This window comes from Cellulosimicrobium sp. GQ32, assembly GCF_059758455.1.
On sequence record NZ_JCAXEP010000008.1, the window covers coordinates 65,593 to 83,181 of the forward strand.

Below are 17,589 nucleotides of genomic sequence, written 5' to 3' on the forward strand. Positions count from 1 at the left end.
CGCGTGACGGCCACCCCCAGGACGCCCGCGAGCGCGTCCGCCCCGAGCGGCCCGACGGGCAACGCGGACAATCTCCAGCGCCTGCGCGACGGGAGCGGTCTGCTCATGTCGGCCGCGCTGCGACGCCTCGACGACGAGATCCCCTGGTACCGCGAGCTGCCGGCCGAGGACCGCTCGTACGTCGGTCTCGTGGCGCAGTCCGGCATCACCGCGTTCGTCACCTGGTACGCGGACCCGCTGGCCCCGCCGCACGGCGTGAGCGACATCTTCGCCGCCGCGCCGCCGGAGCTGACCCGCTCGATCTCGCTGCAGAACACGCTCCAGCTCGTCCGCATCGTCGTCGAGGTCGTGGAGGCGTACTCCGACCAGCTCGCGGCCCCCGGGGGCGAGCGTGACCTGCGCGAGGCGGTCCTGCGCTACTCGCGTGAGGTCGCGTTCTCCGCGGCCGAGGTCTACGCGCGCGCCGCAGAGGTGCGCGGCGCGTGGGACGCGCGCCTCGAGGCCCTCGTCGTCGACGCGCTGATCCGCGGCGACGGCGACGACTCGCTGCGCTCGCGCGTCTCGGCGCTCGGCTGGGGCGGGCACGGCCCGACCCTGGTCATGGCGGGCACGATCGCCGCGACGCTCGACGAGGTGCGCACGGCCGAGCTGCGGCGCGCGACGCGCCGCGCCGCGGGCGACGCGCTCGTGGGCATCCACGGCGACCGCCTCGTCCTCGTGCTCGGCGGGGAGGGCGACCTCCAGGCCGCCGCAGCCTCGCTGCTGCCGCGATTCGGGCCCGGTCCCGTCGTCATCGGCCCGACCGTCCCCGGCCTGGAGGAGGCGGCGCGCTCGGCCCAGGCGGCGCTCGCGGGCCTGCGCGCCGCGCCCGCGTGGCCCCAGGCGCCGCGCCCGGTCCTCGCCGACGACCTGCTGCCGGAGCGCGTTCTGACGGGCGACACGACAGCGCGCCGCACGCTCGTCGCGCAGGCGTACCGGCCGCTCGCGGAGGCGACGGGCTCCGTGCTCGAGACGCTGTCGGCCTACCTCGGCACGGGGCGGTCGCTCGAGGCGGCGGCCCGGTCGCTGTACGTGCACCCCAACACGGTGCGCTACCGCCTGCGCAAGGTCTCCGAGATCACCGGCTGGGATCCGCTCGACGCGCGCGAGTCGTTCGTCCTCCAGGTGGCGCTCGCGCTTGGCCAGCTCTCCACGACGCGCTGAGGTGCCGCAGCCGCCAGAGGGCGGCCGTCGCGCCGGACCGTCGCGCCCTTGTAGGTTCGGCACAATCACCCTCCGCAAGGTTGGTGCGGGTCGTGACGTGGCGCGGGACCTCGGGGTTGGCACAGTTGACGGGTGCTCGCCGTCTTGTGCCCTGGACAGGGCTCCCAGTCCCCCGGAATGCTCGCACCCTGGCTCGAGCTGCCCGGCGTCGCCGACCAGGTCGCCGCGTTCGGCGAGGCTGCGAGCCTCGACCTGCGCGCGCACGGGACGGAGTCCGACGCCGACACGATCCGTGACACCGCGGTCGCCCAGCCGCTCATCGTCGCGTCGTCCCTCGTCGCCCTGCGGGCGATCCTCGACGGCCGGGACACCGCGGACGTCGTCGACGTGACCGCGGGCCACTCGGTCGGCGAGCTCGCCGCCGCCGCGGTCGCGGGCGCGCTGACCGACGTCGGCGCGGTCGGGCTCGTCGCGCACCGGGCGCGCGCCATGGCCGCGGCCGCCGCCGCGACGCCCACGGGCATGAGCGCGGTCGTCGGGGGCGACGCCGAGGAGGTCCTCGCCGCGATCGAGGCAGCGCACCTGTGGCCCGCCAACGTCAACGGCGGCGGTCAGGTCGTGGCCGCGGGGGCGCTCGACCACCTCGCGGCCCTCGCCGAGAACCCGCCCGCCAAGGCGCGCGTCATCCCGCTCCAGGTCGCCGGGGCGTTCCACACGCCGTTCATGCAGCCCGCGCTCGAGGCGTTCGAGCCCGTGGCCGCGTCGTGGGACGTCGCCGACCCGCGCCTGCCCTTCCTCTCGAACGCCGACGGCGAGTCGTACGGGACGATCGACATCGAGGGCAGCACGTTCGGCAAGGCGCGCGACGTCGTCCGGCGCCTCACCGCGCAGATCGCCGCGCCCGTGCGCTGGGACCTGTGCCAGGAGACGCTCGCGGAGCTGGGCGTCACCGCGATCCTCGAGCTCGCGCCGGGCGGCGTCCTCACGGGCCTCGCGCGCCGCACGCTCAAGGGCGTGGAGTCGGTGGCCGTGAAGTCGCCCGACGACGTCGAGGCGGCCCGCGACCTGATCGCCCGTCACTCCGTGGTCGGCGGCGCGGCGACGACCGCCGCCACCGCGGGGGACGAGGCGTGAGCGGCGTGACGCTGCGCCAGGCCACCGGTCCGGCGTACTCGCGGATCCTCGCGATCGGCGGCGTCAGGGGGGAGAACGTCGTCACGAACGACGACATCGCCGGTCCGATCGACTCGTCCGACGAGTGGATCCGCCAGCGCACCGGGATCGTCACGCGCCGCCGCGCCGGCGCCGACGTCGACGTGCTCGACCTGTCCGAGGCGGCAGCGCGCGACGCGCTCGCTCGCGCGGGGCTCCAGGGCGCCGACATCGACGCCGTCATCGTCTCCACGGTCACGTACTTCCACCAGACGCCCGCGGCCGCTGCGGTGCTCGCGGAGCGGCTCGGCGCCACGCCGGCCGCCGCGTTCGACGTCTCGGCAGCGTGCGCGGGCTACGCCTACGCGGTCGCGCAGGCCGACGCGCTCGTCCGCGCGGGCATCGCCACGCACGTGCTCGTCGTCGGCGCCGAGAAGATGAGCGACTTCATCGACCCGACGGACCGGTCGATCTCGTTCCTCCTGGGCGACGGCGCGGGCGCCGCGATCGTCGGCCCCTCGGACACGCCGGGCATCGGCCCGACGGTGTGGGGCTCCGACGGCGGCAAGGCGCAGGCGATCCGCCAGACGCACGCCTGGTCGGACCTGCGCGAGGACCCCTCGCTCGGCTGGCCCACGCTGCGCCAGGACGGGCAAAGCGTGTTCAAGTGGGCCGCGTTCCAGATGGCTCCCGTCGCGGCCAAGGCCATGGCCGAGGCCGGGGTCGCCCCCGGCGACATCGGCGCGTTCGTCCCGCACCAGGCGAACATGCGCATCATCGACCAGATGATCAAGCAGCTCCAGCTCCCCGACACCGTCGCGGTGGCCCGCGACATCGCGGAGACCGGCAACACGTCGGCCGCCTCGATCCCGCTCGCCACCCGTCGCCTGCTCGACGAGGGCCAGGTCCGCTCCGGCGACCTCGCGCTCCAGATCGGGTTCGGCGCCGGGCTGGTCTATGCGGCGCAGGTGGTCGTCCTGCCGTAAGGGAGAATCACCCTGGACGGACGGCCGCCCTCCCGCGCGGGAGGACCCACGCCGTCGGCGGACCCGTCCGTCGCACGCACCGTCTACCGCTGTACCGCCCGGCACACCCACCGGGCACCGCCACCGGGACCGGTCGCCGCCGGCCCCACGACAAGGAGAAACCATGGCTTACACCGAGCAGGAAGTCCTCGCCGGCCTCGCGGAGATCGTCGCCGAGGAGACGGGTCTGCCGACCGACGCCGTCGCGCTCGAGAAGTCCTTCACCGACGACCTCGACATCGACTCGCTGTCGATGATGACGATCGTCACGCACGCCGAGGACAAGTTCGGGGTCCGCATCCCGGACGACGAGGTCAAGAACCTCACGACGGTCGGCGACGCCGTGTCCTTCATCACGGGCGCCCAGGCCTGAGCACGCCCCGCCTGCCCCGCAGGCCTGCGGGCGGGTCGGCGTCACCCACGCCGGCCCGCCCGTCCTCCCGCCCCCGCCTCACCCCATCCGAGGAGCACCATGTCCGCCGCTACTGAAGTCGTCGTCACCGGCCTCGGCGCCACCACGCCGCTCGGCGGCGACGTGCCCTCGACCTGGGCCGCGGCGCTCGCCGGCGAGTCCGGCGCCCGCACGCTCGAGAACGACTGGGCGGAGCGCTACGAGATCCCGGTGACGTTCGCCGCGACCCTCAAGGTGGACCCCGCCGAGGTCCTGGCGCGTCCCGAGATCAAGCGCATGGACCCGTCCACGCAGTACGCGATCATCGCGGCGCGCGAGGCGTGGGCCGACGCGGGCAGCCCCGAGGTCGACGGCGACCGGCTCGGCACGGTCGTGTCGTCCGGCATCGGCGGCATCTGGACCACGCTGGACGGCTGGGACACGCTGCGCGAGCGCGGTGCACGCCGCATGCTGCCCATGACCGTGCCCATGCTCATGCCGAACTCCCCCACCGCGTACGTGTCGCTCGAGCTCGGTGCTCGCGCGGGCGCCCACGCGCTCGTCTCGGCGTGCGCGTCCGGTGCCGAGGCGATCGGCTACGGCGTCGACATGATCCGCGCGGGCCGCGCGGACGTCGTCGTCGCGGGCGGCACCGAGGCGACGATCCACCCCATGCCCATCGCGGCCTTCGCCGCCTCGCGCACGCTCTCGCTGCGCAACGACGACCCGCAGGGCGCGTCGCGCCCCTACGACGTCGACCGCGACGGCTTCGTCATCGGCGAGGGCTCGGGCGTCGTCGTCCTGGAGAGCGCCGAGCACGCCGCCGCACGCGGCGCCCGCGTGTACGCGCGGCTCGCCGGGGTCGGCCTGTCCTCCGACGCGTACCACATCACCTCTCCGGACCCGGAGGGCCGCGGCCAGGTCGCCGCGATGCGCCGGGCGATCGAGGAGGCCGGGGTGACCGGCCGCGACGTCGTGCACGTCAACGCCCACGCGACCTCGACCAAGGTGGGCGACCTCACCGAGACCCGTTCGATCCGCTCGCTCCTGGGCTCCGAGACGGACCACGTGCTCCTCTCGGCCACCAAGTCGATGACCGGTCACCTCTTGGGCGGCGCCGGCGCGCTCGAGTCGATCTTCACCATCAAGGCGGTCGCCGAGCGGCTCGCTCCCCCGACGATCAACGTCGCGAACCCCGACCCGGAGCTCCAGGTGCCGCTCGTGCGCGACACCCCGGCTCCGCTGCCGTCGGGCGACATCGTCGCGGTGAACAACTCGTTCGGCTTCGGCGGCCACAACGTCGCGCTCGCGGTCGCGAGCGTCTGACCGGCCTTCTTCCTCGAGCCCCGGGGCGACGGCCGAGCGCCGTCGCCTCGGGGCTCGCGTGCGTCGAAGGCCGGACGATCCGGACGCCGAGGTCTCGGCTCGTGAGATGGACGATCGTCCAGATCGTTGCGATTTCACCCATCCCTTTTGTCCGGACAAGCCGCCCCAAAGCCGGACGCAGCCCCCCGCCCTGCTGCCGCGCGTCGGGTTTCACCCCGCGCCGCCTGTCACCCGTCCAGCACGCCTCCGTCCCGTCGCCGACCCTGTGGGCGTGATGTGGCGCCTGCCACGTCACGACCTCGAGGCAGGCGAGCGGAAGGACAGGCACGTGACCCGAACGGCGAGACATCTCTTCACCCAGGCACCACCCCGCTGGAGGCGAGCGACGGCGCTCGCGGCCGTCGGGAGCGTCGTCGGCGCCCTGACGTTCGCGGGAGGGATCGCCGCGACGGCGGCACCGACCGACGACTCCGAGGGCAGCGGGCAGTTCCTCAGCGGCACCGTCGCCGGGCTCGACCTCGCGACGATCGCGGCGCTCGAGGGGGCCGTGGCCGAGAACCCCTCGGGAGCGAACCCCGTCGTCACGAACCCTCTGGCCGCCTCCGTCTTCCAGTCGCTCGGGATCGACCTGACGGGCACCCTCCAGCTGCTGGGGCCGAACGGGATCCTCCAGCTCGGTGCGGTCAACCAGTACGGCGAGGCGAACGACGACGGCTCGGCACGCGCCGCGTCGGGCGCCGTCTCGGACCAGGGCGGGATCTCCGTCGGCGGCAGCGAGGAGTTCCCGTCCGACGCGCAGCTCAACCTCACGCAGCTCCTCGGCCCCGGCTTCGAGTCGGTCGTCGCGGACCTCGACCTGTCGCTCGGGGCGCTGTCCGCGACCGCGGAGGCGACCGGTGGGGCCGCGCCGACCGGCGACTACCAGATCGCCGGCGCGACCCTCACGCTCGACAGCCCGGCCGTCTCCGGCATCGCCACGGCGGTCGACGACGAGGTCGTCCCGCTCGTGGACGGCGCCGTCGGCCAGCTCGTCGGGACCGACGGGCTGCTCGCCCAGGCGCTGAACTCGATCGGCGCGCTCGCCGACGTCCTCCAGATCCTCGGCGGCGACCTGGAGCCGACCGTCGCGATCGACATCGACCTCGACAGCGCGCTGGCCCCCGTGCTCGACCAGGACTTCGGCGACGAGGGCGTCGTGATCAACGTGGGCGACGGGACCGTCACGGTCGACCTCGACACGATCCTCGGCGGCACCGGGTCGCTCAACGGGTTCGACCCCAACACCGAGGTCCTCGACGACGCCGCGATCAACGCGATCCTCGACGGGCTCAGCGCGGCCCTCGACGACCTCACGACGGCGCTCGTCGAGGCGGTCGACACGGCCCTGCACGCCGCGAGCCTGACGCTGACGGTCGAGGCCGTCGTCGACAACCCGATCCCGCTCGCACCCGACCTGCTGAACCTGAGCATCGACCTCGGCACGACCGTCGGCGACGTGGTCGACGGGACGGTCGACCCCGCCGACGCCACCATCACCATCGCGCTCTCGGGCCTGCCGCTCACGCTCGCGCTGGGCGACCTCGTCAACGCCTTGGCGAGTCCGCTCAACACCGTGCTCTTCGCCGACGGGACCGGTCTGGTGAGCACGCTCGCCGGGACGATCACGTCGCAGGTCACCGGCCCCGTCCTCACGGCGCTCTCGCCGGTGTTCGAGATCCTCACGGAGGTCGTGAGCCTCGTCGTCAACGTCCAGGAGCCCGAGCCGTCCGTCGCCGACGCCGCGTTCACGCAGCGTGCCCTGACCCTCTCGATCCTCGAGGTCGGGACGGGCACCGGGCTCGCGGAGCTCCACCTCGCCTCCGCGACCGTCCGCGGCTCGACGGTCGCGGCGATCACCCCCGCGGTGACGGTCGACCCGACCACCGTCCCGGCGGGCACCGCGACGAGCGTCACCGGCACGGGCTACACGCCCGACGCCACCGTGACCGTCGAGATCCGGGACACGACCGGAACCGTCATCGCCACCCTCAGCGACGTCCCCACCGACGGCGACGGCGGCTTCACCGCCCCGATCACCGTCCCGGTCGACACCGCACCAGGTGACTACGTCGTCGTCGGCATCGACGACACGACCTCGACCGAGGCCGAGACGCCCCTCACGGTGGAAGCAGCAGCAATCGAACCGACGATCACCGTCGACCCGACCATCGCCAACCCCGGCGACGACGTCACCGTCGACGGCACCGGCTACACCCCCGACGCCACCGTCACCGTCGAGATCCGCGACGGCTCCGGCACCGTGATCGAAACCGTCGAGAACGTCCCCACCGACGGCGAGGGGAACTTCACCACCCCGATCACCGTCCCCGCGGGCACCACCCCTGGCGACTACACCGTCGTCGGCATCGACGACACCACCTCCACCGAGGCGGAGACCCCGCTCACCGTCGAGGCCGCCGCCATCACCCCGGCGGTGACCGTCGACCCGACCACCGTCCCGGCGGGCACCCCGACGACCGTCACCGGCACCGGCTACACCCCCGACGCCACCGTGACCGTCGAGGTCCGGGACACGACCGGAACGGTCGTGGCGACGCTGACCGACGTCCCGACCGACGGCGACGGCGGCTTCACCACCCCGATCACCGTCCCGGTCGACACCGCGCCGGGTGGCTACGTCGTCGTCGGCATCGACGACACGACCTCGACCGAGGCCGAGACGCCCCTCACGGTGGAAGCAGCAGCAATCGAACCGACGATCACCGTCGACCCTGCCACCGCCAACCCCGGCGACGACGTGACCGTCGACGGCACGGGATACACCCCCGACTCGACCGTCACCGTCGAGATCCGCGACGGCTCGGGCACCGTGATCGAGACCGTCGAGAACGTCCCGACGGACGGCGAGGGGAACTTCACGACACCGATCACCGTCCCCGCGGGCACCACCCCTGGCGACTACACCGTCGTCGGCATCGACGACACCACCTCCACCGAGGCGGAGACCCCGCTCACCGTCGACGCCGCCGCCATCACCCCGGCGGTGACCGTCGACCCGACCACCGTCCCGGCGGGCACCCCGACGACCGTCACCGGCACCGGCTACACCCCCGACGCCACCGTGACCGTCGAGGTCCGGGACACGACCGGAACGGTCGTCGCGACGCTGACCGACATCCCGACCGACGGCGACGGCGGCTTCACCACCCCCATCACCGTCCCCGTCGACACGACTCCCGGTGACTACGTCGTCGTCGGCATCGACGACACGACCGAGACCGAGGCGGAGACCCCGCTGACCGTCGAGGCCGCAGCCATCGAGCCGACCATCACCGTCGACCCGACCACCGCCAACCCCGGCGACGAGGTCACCGTCGACGGGACCGGCTACACCCCCGACTCGACCGTCACCGTCGAGATCCGCGACGGCTCCGGCACGGTCATCGCCACCGTGGAGGACGTCCCGACCGACGGAGACGGGAACTTCACCACCCCCGTCACCGTCCCCGCGGGCACCACCCCCGGCGACTACACCGTCGTCGGCATCGACGACACCACCTCCACCGAGGCGGAGGCACCGCTCGGCGTCGGCGGCGTCGGGGTGTCCGAGCCGACCGTCACGGTCGACCCGACCACGGCGAGCCCCGGTGACGAGGTCACCGTGACGGGCGAGGGCTGGCCGCCAAGCTCCACGGTCACGGTCGAGCTCGTGGACGAGGACGGCGACGTCGTCGCCACGGTCGAGGTGGAGACCGACGAGGAGGGGAGCTTCACCACCCCGATCACGATCCCCGAGGACGCGACACCGGGGGACTACACGGTGCACGCGTCCGACGACGCCGGGAACGAGGCGGAGGCGCCGCTCGCGGTCGTCGACGCCGGTGAGCGTGCCCTGGTCTCGTCGTTCGTCACGCCGCGCGTGCTGCGCGGCGCGGAGCAGACGTTCGTCGCGTCGGGCTTCGAGCCGGGCGAGACGGTCCAAGCCGTCATCAACTCGGAGCCGCTGATCCTGCCGGTGGCGGCCGCCGACGCGAGCGGCGAGGTCAGCTGGACGTTCGTCGTCCCGGCGGACTTCGAGGTCGGCCCGCACACGGGCACGGCGACGAGCGTCGACGTCGGCGACTCCACGGTCGCGTCGTTCGAGGTCTACCTCACCGCCTCGGGCGACGACGGCACGGGCGGTTCCGGCTCCGGTTCGGGCTCCGGCTCCAGCTCCGGCACGTCGGGAAGCAGCACCGGCAACGGCTCGGGCTACCTCGCCCAGACCGGCACGGACGACCTGGGCCTGTTCCTGGTCGCCGCGCTCCTGCTGGTCGCTGTCGGCGCCGGCGTCCGGCTCCGCGCGCACCACGCACGCCGAGCGAGCTAGGCGAACCACGACGGAGGGCGCCTGCCGGGAGATCCCGGCAGGCGCCCTCTGTTCGTGTCGCGGGCGGCGGACGCGCGCCGTCAGCCGACGCGGTGGAGCCAGCGCACCGGGGCTCCGGCCCCGGCGTAGCGGAAGGGCTCGAGCTCGTCGTCCCACGCCTTGCCGAGCGCGAGGTGCAGGGCGTCGCGCATGGCCCACGGCTCGCTCGCCTGCTCCAGGGCGGCGCGGATGCGGTCCTCGGGGACGACGATGTTGCCGTGCACGTCGGTCTGGGCGTAGAAGATGCCGAGGTCGGGCGTGTGGGACCACCGGCCGCCGTCGACCCCGTGGCTGGGCTCCTCGGTGACCTCGTAGCGCAGGTGGGACCAGCCGCGCAGCGCGGAGGCAAGCTTGGCCCCCGTCCCCTGCGGGCCCTGCCATGAGTACTCGGCCCGGTAGAGGCCACGGGCGGCGGGCTGCTCGGTCCAGTCGAGCGACACGCGCACGCCGAGGACGTTGCTCGCGGCCCACTCCATGTGCGGGCACAGAGCACGCGGTGCTGAGTGCACGTAAAGAACACCGCGGGTGATGGCACCGGCCATGTCTGCCTCCCTAGGTCGAGGTTGCGTCTTCCCCAACGTCCTCACCGAGGGTGGTGTCACAGCACGTCACACGTACGTCGCGGCGTGTCTCGTGCCCATCTTGCACGACATCGCGCCGTCGCGCGAGAGATTCGCCGGGCGTGCCCGGCCGCGGTCCGCGGACGCGCGCCGTCACAGGTGGGCGCGCAGCTCCCGCATCGCCTTCTTGCGCACGGAGCGGTCGAGGCGGTCGAGGTAGAGCATGCCGTCCAGGTGGTCGCACTCGTGCTGGAGGCAGCGAGCCATGAGCTCGGTGCCCTCCACGACCACCTCGTTGCCGTCGAGGTCCGTCCCCACGACGCGCGCGTACCAGGCGCGTCGCGTCGGGTACCAGAGGTTGGGCACGGAGAGGCAGCCCTCGTCGCCGTCCTGGTAGTCGTCGGAGAGCTCGACGATGCGCGGGTTGAGCACGTACCCGATCTCGTCGTCGATGTTCCAGGAGAACGCCCGGAGGTTCACGCCGATCTGGTTGGCGGCGAGGCCCGCGCGGCCCTCGTGGTCGACGGTCTCGACGAGGTCCGCGACGAGCGAGCGCACGCGGTCGTCGATGGTGGTGATCTCGTCGCAGGGGGTGCGGAGCACGGGGTCCGGGATGGTCCGGATCTCTCTCATCGCCATGGTCGCCATTCTTCCATGCGCGCGCGGACGGGCGGCCGGCCTCACGGCCGGCGCGCCTGTCCACCGCGTCACATGCGGGCGTACCGGGCGCGGGCGAACGAGTAGAGCCCGTAGGCGGCGAAGCCGAGCCCGACGGCGACGAGCAGCACCGCGCCGAACGGCTGGGCCGCGAGGGTCGCGAACGCGGCGTCGAGCCCGCCCGCCTGCTCGGGGTCGTGCTGCACGGCGGCCACGACGAAGAGCGCGCCGAGCACGCCGAGCGCGACGCCCTTGGCGATGTAACCGACCCGGCCGAGCGTCACGACGGCGCGACCGACGTGCCCGCCCGTGCCGCCCTCGAGGTCCTCGAGGAACTTCTTCCGCCAGCCCTTGACCACGTGGTAGACCCCGGCGGCGACGATCCCGAGGCCGACCGCACCCACGAGGAGAACCCCGCCCGGCTTCTGCATGAGCGTGGCCGTCATGCTCTCCTCCTGGCCGGATCCGCCCGCCGACCCGTTCACGACCTGCAGGGCGAGCACCCCGAGCGCGAGATAGAGGACTGCCTTGCCGCCGGCCTTGAGCCGGTCGGACGTCTCGGCCCCGCCGCTCACCGCCACGGTGAGCTGCCACAGCGCGAGCGCCGCGAACGCCACGACGGCGAACCAGAGCAGGGCGGTCCCGCCCGGCGTCTGCGCGATGGCGGTGAGAGCGCCGGTCTGGTCCGCCTGCTCGCTCGACGCCGAGCCCGTCGCCACCTGGACCGCGAGGACGCCCACCACGAGGTGGAGCACACCGCTGACCGCGTACCCGGCACGGGCCAGGAGCTCGAGCGTCCTGCTGCCTCGTGCGCCTCGCGCTGCCGCCTTGCCCGTCGAGCTGATGCTCGGTGCCACTGGACCTCCTCGGTCGTCGGGACGCCGCCCCCAGCGCGTCGCCGGGTTCTCCGGCCCGGACACGGTGCCAGTCCTGCGCGTCGCACGCACGTCGAACGGCACTCCCAGGTTCGTCAGATCACGGTTTGGTAACGTGCTTCGAATGCCCTCCACGACTCCACGCCTCGCCGTGCTCGACGGACTCCGGTTCGCGGCCGCTGCCGCGGTGCTCGTGTACCACTTCGTCGCCGTCAACCACCACGCGTGGGGCGAGCGGACGAGCGACTCCCTGCCGGGCGCACAGGGCGTCGCCGCCTACGGCTCCTTCGGCGTCCAGCTCTTCTTCGTCGTGTCCGGTTTCGTCATCCTCATGACCGCGTGGGGACGCGACGTGCGCGGCTTCGTCGCCTCGCGCGCCGGCCGGCTGTTCCCCGCGTACTGGGCGGCGGTCATCCTCACCCTGCTGCTTCTCGTCCTGGTCACCCCGGGTCGCCGCGACGTCGACCTCCCCCAGGCTGCGGCCAACCTCACCATGGTCCAGCGCGCGTTCGGGATCCCGGACCTGGAGGCCGTCTACTGGACGCTCTGGTCGGAGCTGCGGTTCTACGTCCTCGTCGGCGTGCTCGTGGCCGTCGGGCTCACCCGCGCGCGGGTGCTCGCGTTCGTCGTGCTGTGGCCGGTCGCGGGGGCGATCGCCACGCAGACGGGCTCCGATCTCGTCGCGACCGTCCTCGTCGCGCCCGACGCCCCGCTCTTCGCCGGCGGGATGGTGCTCTACCTCCTCACGCGCGAGCGCCGCTCGCCGGTCCTGTGGTTGGCGCTCGCGCTCGACGTGGTGCTCGCGGCAGCCGTCTCGGGCAGGATCCAGGCGGCCCGCATCGAGAACAGCACCGACGTCGTCGTGTCCCCCACGGTCTGGTGGGTCGCGATCGTCCTGTGCTTCGCCGTCGTCGCGGCGGCGACGCTCACCCCGCTCGCGCGAATCTCCTGGAGCTGGCTCACCGCGCTCGGCGCCCTGACGTACCCGCTCTACCTCGTGCACTCGTCGTGGGGTCGGTGGGTGATCGAGTCCGTGCACCCGTACCTGTCCCGGGCCGCGACGCTGACCCTCGCCGTCGCCGTGTGCCTGGTGCTCGCCTGGGTGGTCCACCGCGCCGTCGAGCGCCCGCTCGGCCCGCGGCTGCGCCACGCCCTCGACCGCGACCTCCGACGCGATGCCGGTCCCCCGGGTCGGCGCGCCTCGGCGCGTCAGGACGAGCCGGTCGCGGCCAGATAGTCCCGCAGCACGACCGCCTGGTTGTGCTGCTCGTCCTTCGCCCCGTACACGAGCGTGACCAGGGGATGCTGCCCGACGACGTCCCGCAGCTCGCCCACGGCCTCGCCGTTCGCGTCGAGCTCGGCCCGGTACCGCTCGACGAACTCGTCGAACAGCCGTTCCTCGTGGTGGAACCAGTGGCGCAGCTCCGTGGACGGCGCAACCTCCTTGAGCCACAGGTCCACGCGTGCCTTCTCCTTGGTCTCGCCGCGCGGCCACAGCCGGTCGACGAGCACGCGGAACCCGTCGCCATCCTCGGCCGGCTCGTACACGCGCTTGATCCGTACCGTCATGGGGCCATGACACCGCGCAGTCTCCCGCACCGCATCCGCAGCACGAGACGGACGACCACCCCCGGTGGTGCCCCGTGCAGGACTTGAACCCGCGACCGAGAGATTATGAGTCTCCTGCTCTGACCAGCTGAGCTAACGGGGCGCGCGGGCGAGCATACCGCCCGTCCGGCGGGCCGACCCGGAGCGGCTACGGTGGGGTCGTGTCCTGGTTCCGCCGTCCCAGCCTGCCCGACCCCGTCCGCCGCGCGCTCGACGTCCCGGCGGACGACCGCGTGCTCGCCTCGGCCGAGCTGACCGACGGCTCGTGGGCGGTCGCGACGCGCACCGAGCTCCTCACGAGCGACGCCGTGGGCGGGACTGTCGCACGCCGCCCGTGGTCGGACGTCGACCGGGCGGGGTACGCGCCCGAGACGGCCACGATCACGGTCTCGTGGGTCGACGGCGGCGCTCCCCTCGTCCTCCGGCTCGCCGACGCGCGCCGCACGTCGCTCGCCCAGACGCTGCGCGAGCGCGTCCAGTCGTCGGTGGTCCTGTCGGAGACCGTGACGTTCGCCGCAGGGCTCACCGCCCGGGTCGCGGTGCGCCGCGACGGCGACGGCGAGCTCTTCTCCCAGGTCGTCGCGGACCCGGGCGTCGACCTGACCGACCCGGAGGTGACGGCACGCGTGGACGCCGCCGAGGGCAGGGTCCGGTCGGCGTCCGGACTACCCCTCTGAGCCTGCTAGAGTTTTCCCGGTCGCTGCGGTGCACACCGCGACGGCCATGATCGATCCCGCGTAGCTCAGCTGGCAGAGCATCCGACTGTTAATCGGACGGTCGTAGGTTCAAGTCCTACCGCGGGAGCCCACGGGTTCGGCCCCGGATCGCTCAGCGGTCCGGGGCCGCGCTCTTTCTCCGGTCCCGTCGACCGATCGGACCCGCGCACGTCTGCGCCTCGGGAATACTCGACCGTTGCCCGGGGCTTGCGTCTGTCGTGACCACGACGTCCCCCGCCGGGATCGGCCTGCGCTCGGAGCGCGGCCCCGTCCTCCTCGCCCTCATGCTGTCCACGGCCCTCGTCGCGCTGGACGCGACGATCATCGCGACGGCGTCGGCGACGATCGCACGCGAGCTCGGCGGGTTCGCGCAGCTCCCCTGGCTGTTCTCCAGCTACCTGCTCGCCCAGGCGGTCGGGACGCCGGTCTTCGGCAGGCTGTCGGACGTCCTCGGCCGCAAGCGCCTCATGCTGGCGGGGGTCGCGCTCTTCTTCCTCGGGTCCGTGCTGTGCGGGTTCGCGTGGTCGATGCCGGCTCTCGTCGCCGGGCGCGTGCTCCAGGGCCTCGGGGCCGGTGCGGTCATGCCCGTCTCGCAGACGATCGCCGCGGACATCTACACGCTCGAGGAGCGCGCGAAGGCGCAGGGCTACCTCGCGTCGGTGTGGGCGATCTCGTCCGTCGTCGGACCGACGCTGGGCGGCGTGTTCTCGGAGTTCGTGAGCTGGCGCTGGATCTTCTTCGTCAACGTGCCGCTGTGCGCGCTGGCCGCGTGGATGCTGCACCGCCGGTACCACGAGTCGCCGCGCGAGGGAGCGCGCGAGCCCATCGACTACGCCGGTGCCGCGCTCCTCACCGCCGGCAGCACGCTGCTGCTGCTCGGGCTGCTCGAGGGCGGGTCCACGTGGGCGTGGGCCTCCCCCGCGTCGCTCGCGGTGCTCGGCGCCGCGGTCCTCCTGCTCGGCGGCTTCGCGGTGCACGCGCGGCGCACGCGCTACCCCGTGGTCGACCTCGCGATCCTGCGCCGGCGCGTCGTCGGGGTCTCGACGGCCGTCTCGCTCCTCGTCGGCGTGGTCGTCCTCGCGCTGTCCACGTACGTGCCGATCTACGCCCAGGGCGTCCTCGGCGTCGGGCCGCTCGTCGCAGGCTTCGCGCTCGCGGCGATGACGGTCGGCTGGCCGATCTCCGCCTCGAACGCCGGGCGCCTCTACCTGCGGATCGGCTTCCGCTGGACCGCCGTCATCGGGTCGGCGCTCGTCCTCGCCGGCACGTCCCTCACGCTGCTGCTGGGCGCGTCGTCGCCGGTGGTGGCCGTCGCCGCGACGACGTTCGTCGTCGGCGTCGGCATGGGCCTGACCGCCGTGCCGACGCTCATCGCCGCCCAGTCGTCCGCCGCGTTCACGGAGCGCGGCGCCGTGACCGGGACCAACATGTTCGCGCGGTCGCTCGGCTCGGCCGTCGGCGTCGCGGTCTGCGGCGCGATCGTCAACGCCCGCACGACGCTCGGCCCCGACGGAACGCCCGAGGGCCCGGGCCTCATGGCCGCGATCCACGTCGTGTTCGTGCTGCTCGCCGCGAGCGCCGCGGTCCTCGTCGTCCTCGCGGCCCTCATGCCGCCGGACCGTCAGGCCGCGCGAGACCGCCGGGCGGCGACGGCCGCCGCGACCGCAGACGCGACGGCCTGACCTCCCGGACGGCTCAGGCGATCTCGCCCTCGCGCAGCGTGCGCCGCTCCGCCTCGACGGCGAGGAGCGCGGCGAACGCCTCCTGGTACGCGGCGAGGTCGGCCGTGGGGTCGAGGCGCTGGAGGCGGCTCTTCGCGTCGGCGACGCGGCGGGTGAGCCCGAGGTCGACCAGGCCGCGCACGACGCCGGCGACGTAGCCGCCGACGACGTTCTCCCGGTCCTCCGGCAGCGGCGCGACGGCGAGCTCGGTCACGAGACCGCGCACGGGCTCGGCGGCCTGCTCGACGACGGCCTCGACCCAGTGACCGGCGCCGAGCGTCGCGCCCTCGCGCACCCCGCCCGCGGCGCGGATCGCGGCGTGCACGGCGCGCCACGCCGGGACGGCGAACGCGTCCTCGCCGAGGTCGTCGAAGACGGGCGGCACGTGCTGCGGGTACTGGAGGACGGCGACGAGCGCGAGGCGCTCACGGCGCGCCACGGGGTCGCGCGGGTCGGGTGCCGGCAGCGCGGGGACCTCCGGCTCGGGTGCGGGCGCCTCTGCGCTCGGGCGCGCGTCGTCGGGCCGCGCGGTGCGGACCGGGCCCGGCGCGCTGCCCCGCTTGGCGGCGGCCGCCACCTCGCGGCGGACGCGCTCGGCGTCCATGCCGATCCACCCCGCGAGCATGCGCGCGTACTCGGGGCGCAGCGCGGCGTCCCGGATCCCGGCGACGACCGGGGCCGCGGCGCGCAGGGCGCCGACGCGGCCCTCGGCGGTGTCGAGGTCGAACGTCGCGAGCGTCGTCCGGATGACGAACTCGAAGAGGGGCTGGCGCCCGTCGACGAGGGCGCGCACCGCGTCGGGGCCGCGCGCCATGCGCAGCTCGCACGGGTCCATGCCGCTCGGCTCGACGGCCACGAACGTCTGGGCGTAGAAGCGCTGGTCCTCGCCGAACGCGCGGACGGCGGCCTTCTGGCCCGCCGCGTCGCCGTCGAACGTGAACACGACCTCGCCCCCGACGGACGCGCCCGAGGCGAGCTGCATGCCGCCCCCCGCCGTCGTGTCGCCGAGGAGACGGCGCACGATGCGCGCGTGGTCGGAGCCGAACGCCGTGCCGCACGTCGCGACGGCGGTCGTCACGCCGGACAGGTGCGCGGCCATGACGTCGGTGTACCCCTCGACGACGACGACGCGCTTCTGCTTGGCGATCTCGCGCTTGGCGAGGTCGATGCCGTAGAGGACGTGCGACTTCTTGTAGAGCGAGGTCTCGGGCGTGTTGAGGTACTTGGGTCCCTGGTCCTCGTCGTAGAGGCGGCGCGCGCCGAACCCGACGATCTCGCCCGTGACGTCGCGGATGGGCCACACGAGACGCCCGCGGAACCGGTCGTAGATGCCGCGCTGGCCCTGGCTCATGAGGCCGGAGGCGACGAGCTCGGGCTGCGTGAAGCCGCGACCCTGGAGGTGGCGCTGGAGGTTGTCCCAGCCGGTTGGCGCGTACCCGACGCCGAAGTGCTCGGCGTCGGCGCGGTCGAAGCTGCGCTCGGCGAGGAACGCGCGGGCCGCCTGCGCGCCGGGGGCGAAGAGCTGCTCGGAGAAGTACTGCGCGGCCACGCGGTGCGCCTCGAGCAGCCGCTGGCGGCGGCCGGGCTCCTCGCGCGGGCGCTGCGGGCCGCCGGAGTCCTCGTAGCGGAGCTGGATGCCCACGCGGTCGGCGAGGTACTCGACGGCCTCGACGAACGTCAGGCCGTCGATCTTCTGGACGAACGAGATGACGTCGCCGCCCTCGCCGCACCCGAAGCAGTGCCAGCGACCCACCCCGGGGCGCACGTGGAACGACGGCGAGCGCTCGTCGTGGAAGGGGCACAGGCCCTTGAGCGAGCCGACGCCCGCGGTCTTGAGGGTGACGTGCGCGGAGACGATCTCGTCGATCCGTGCGCGGTCGCGGACGGCTTCCACGTCCTCGCGTCGAATCAGGCCTGCCACGGAGCGAGTCTATGCGCCCGGGCGGT

At 73.7% G+C, this 17,589-nt stretch carries 14 protein-coding genes and 2 tRNA genes; 10 read left to right on the forward strand and 6 right to left on the reverse strand.

Annotated elements, in window-relative coordinates; genetic code table 11:
* Positions 1-3: 3 nt before the first annotated feature.
* From AC6CH9_RS14030 to AC6CH9_RS14055, 6 genes are all read left to right on the forward strand, one after another.
* Positions 4-1,203, forward strand: a complete 1,200-nt coding sequence (locus tag AC6CH9_RS14030) for a PucR family transcriptional regulator (protein WP_498155433.1) — start codon at positions 4-6, stop codon at positions 1,201-1,203.
* 132 nt (positions 1,204-1,335) lie between these two features.
* Positions 1,336-2,337, forward strand: coding sequence for an ACP S-malonyltransferase (locus tag AC6CH9_RS14035; RefSeq protein ID WP_498155434.1), 1,002 nt, complete (start codon positions 1,336-1,338; stop codon positions 2,335-2,337).
* Positions 2,334-3,341 carry a beta-ketoacyl-ACP synthase III gene (locus AC6CH9_RS14040; RefSeq protein ID WP_389272222.1) on the forward strand — a complete coding sequence of 336 codons (1,008 nt, stop codon included), beginning with the start codon at positions 2,334-2,336 and terminating at the stop codon, positions 3,339-3,341. Before AC6CH9_RS14035 ends, AC6CH9_RS14040 begins: the two co-directional genes overlap by 4 nt.
* A gap of 163 nt (positions 3,342-3,504) precedes the next feature.
* Positions 3,505-3,753, forward strand: coding sequence for an acyl carrier protein (locus AC6CH9_RS14045; RefSeq protein WP_021482065.1), 249 nt, complete (start codon positions 3,505-3,507; stop codon positions 3,751-3,753).
* 99 nt (positions 3,754-3,852) lie between these two features.
* Positions 3,853-5,097, forward strand: a complete 1,245-nt coding sequence (locus tag AC6CH9_RS14050; RefSeq protein ID WP_498155435.1) for a beta-ketoacyl-[acyl-carrier-protein] synthase family protein — start codon at positions 3,853-3,855, stop codon at positions 5,095-5,097.
* A 328-nt stretch (positions 5,098-5,425) separates the two neighbouring features.
* Positions 5,426-9,466: a choice-of-anchor G family protein gene (locus AC6CH9_RS14055; protein WP_498155436.1), complete on the forward strand. Its 4,041-nt coding sequence runs from the start codon at positions 5,426-5,428 to the stop codon at positions 9,464-9,466.
* Positions 9,467-9,546: 80 nt separating this feature from the next.
* Here the strand turns inward: AC6CH9_RS14055 and AC6CH9_RS14060 are convergent, their stop codons facing one another.
* From AC6CH9_RS14060 to AC6CH9_RS14070, 3 genes are all read right to left on the reverse strand, one after another.
* Positions 9,547-10,047 carry a DUF3145 domain-containing protein gene (locus tag AC6CH9_RS14060; protein ID WP_498155437.1) on the reverse strand — a complete coding sequence of 167 codons (501 nt, stop codon included), beginning with the start codon at positions 10,045-10,047 and terminating at the stop codon, positions 9,547-9,549.
* A 171-nt stretch (positions 10,048-10,218) separates the two neighbouring features.
* Positions 10,219-10,704 carry a peptide deformylase gene (def, locus tag AC6CH9_RS14065; protein WP_047233027.1) on the reverse strand — a complete coding sequence of 162 codons (486 nt, stop codon included), beginning with the start codon at positions 10,702-10,704 and terminating at the stop codon, positions 10,219-10,221.
* 68 nt (positions 10,705-10,772) lie between these two features.
* Positions 10,773-11,579, reverse strand: coding sequence for a DUF1206 domain-containing protein (locus tag AC6CH9_RS14070; RefSeq protein WP_498155438.1), 807 nt, complete (start codon positions 11,577-11,579; stop codon positions 10,773-10,775).
* A 142-nt stretch (positions 11,580-11,721) separates the two neighbouring features.
* Here AC6CH9_RS14070 and AC6CH9_RS14075 point away from each other — a divergent pair, with 142 nt between their 5' ends.
* A complete protein-coding gene (locus tag AC6CH9_RS14075) occupies positions 11,722-12,834 on the forward strand; it encodes an acyltransferase family protein (RefSeq protein WP_498155439.1) in 1,113 nt (370 codons plus the stop codon).
* Here the strand turns inward: AC6CH9_RS14075 and AC6CH9_RS14080 are convergent.
* Together AC6CH9_RS14080 and AC6CH9_RS14085 are read right to left on the reverse strand one after the other, a co-directional pair.
* Positions 12,807-13,166 carry a DUF488 domain-containing protein gene (locus AC6CH9_RS14080; RefSeq protein ID WP_498155440.1) on the reverse strand — a complete coding sequence of 120 codons (360 nt, stop codon included), beginning with the start codon at positions 13,164-13,166 and terminating at the stop codon, positions 12,807-12,809. The genes AC6CH9_RS14075 and AC6CH9_RS14080 overlap by 28 nt on opposite strands.
* Positions 13,167-13,231: 65 nt before the next feature.
* Positions 13,232-13,308: transfer RNA gene (locus tag AC6CH9_RS14085), tRNA-Ile, on the reverse strand.
* Between the two features lie 58 nt (positions 13,309-13,366).
* On the opposite strand from AC6CH9_RS14085, the gene AC6CH9_RS14090 reads away from it, so the two are divergent.
* From AC6CH9_RS14090 to AC6CH9_RS14100, 3 genes are all read left to right on the forward strand, one after another.
* Positions 13,367-13,882, forward strand: a complete 516-nt coding sequence (locus AC6CH9_RS14090; RefSeq protein WP_498155441.1) for a hypothetical protein — start codon at positions 13,367-13,369, stop codon at positions 13,880-13,882.
* Positions 13,883-13,936: 54 nt separating this feature from the next.
* A tRNA-Asn gene (locus AC6CH9_RS14095) sits at positions 13,937-14,009 on the forward strand.
* Positions 14,010-14,139: 130 nt separating this feature from the next.
* The gene (locus AC6CH9_RS14100) at positions 14,140-15,603 is read left to right on the forward strand and encodes an MDR family MFS transporter (protein ID WP_498155442.1); all 1,464 of its coding nucleotides are present in this window, start codon (positions 14,140-14,142) and stop codon (positions 15,601-15,603) included.
* A 13-nt stretch (positions 15,604-15,616) separates the two neighbouring features.
* Here AC6CH9_RS14100 and dnaG read toward each other — a convergent pair whose 3' ends face one another.
* Entirely contained in the window at positions 15,617-17,563 is a 1,947-nt protein-coding gene (gene dnaG / locus AC6CH9_RS14105; protein WP_498155443.1) for a DNA primase, read from the reverse strand.
* Between the last annotated feature and the right edge of the window lie 26 nt (positions 17,564-17,589).

Bases quoted from the DNA above. Each gene is read 5' to 3' on its own strand.
- AC6CH9_RS14080 (WP_498155440.1), bottom strand. From the start codon at position 13,166: ATGACGGTACGGATCAAGCGCGTGTACGAGCCGGCCGAGGATGGCGAC.
- AC6CH9_RS14060 (WP_498155437.1), bottom strand. From the start codon at position 10,047: ATGGCCGGTGCCATCACCCGCGGTGTTCTTTACGTGCACTCAGCACCG.
- AC6CH9_RS14045 (WP_021482065.1), top strand. From the start codon at position 3,505: ATGGCTTACACCGAGCAGGAAGTCCTCGCCGGCCTCGCGGAGATCGTC.
- AC6CH9_RS14050 (WP_498155435.1), top strand. From the start codon at position 3,853: ATGTCCGCCGCTACTGAAGTCGTCGTCACCGGCCTCGGCGCCACCACG.
- def (WP_047233027.1), bottom strand. From the start codon at position 10,704: ATGGCGATGAGAGAGATCCGGACCATCCCGGACCCCGTGCTCCGCACC.
- AC6CH9_RS14075 (WP_498155439.1), top strand. From the start codon at position 11,722: ATGCCCTCCACGACTCCACGCCTCGCCGTGCTCGACGGACTCCGGTTC.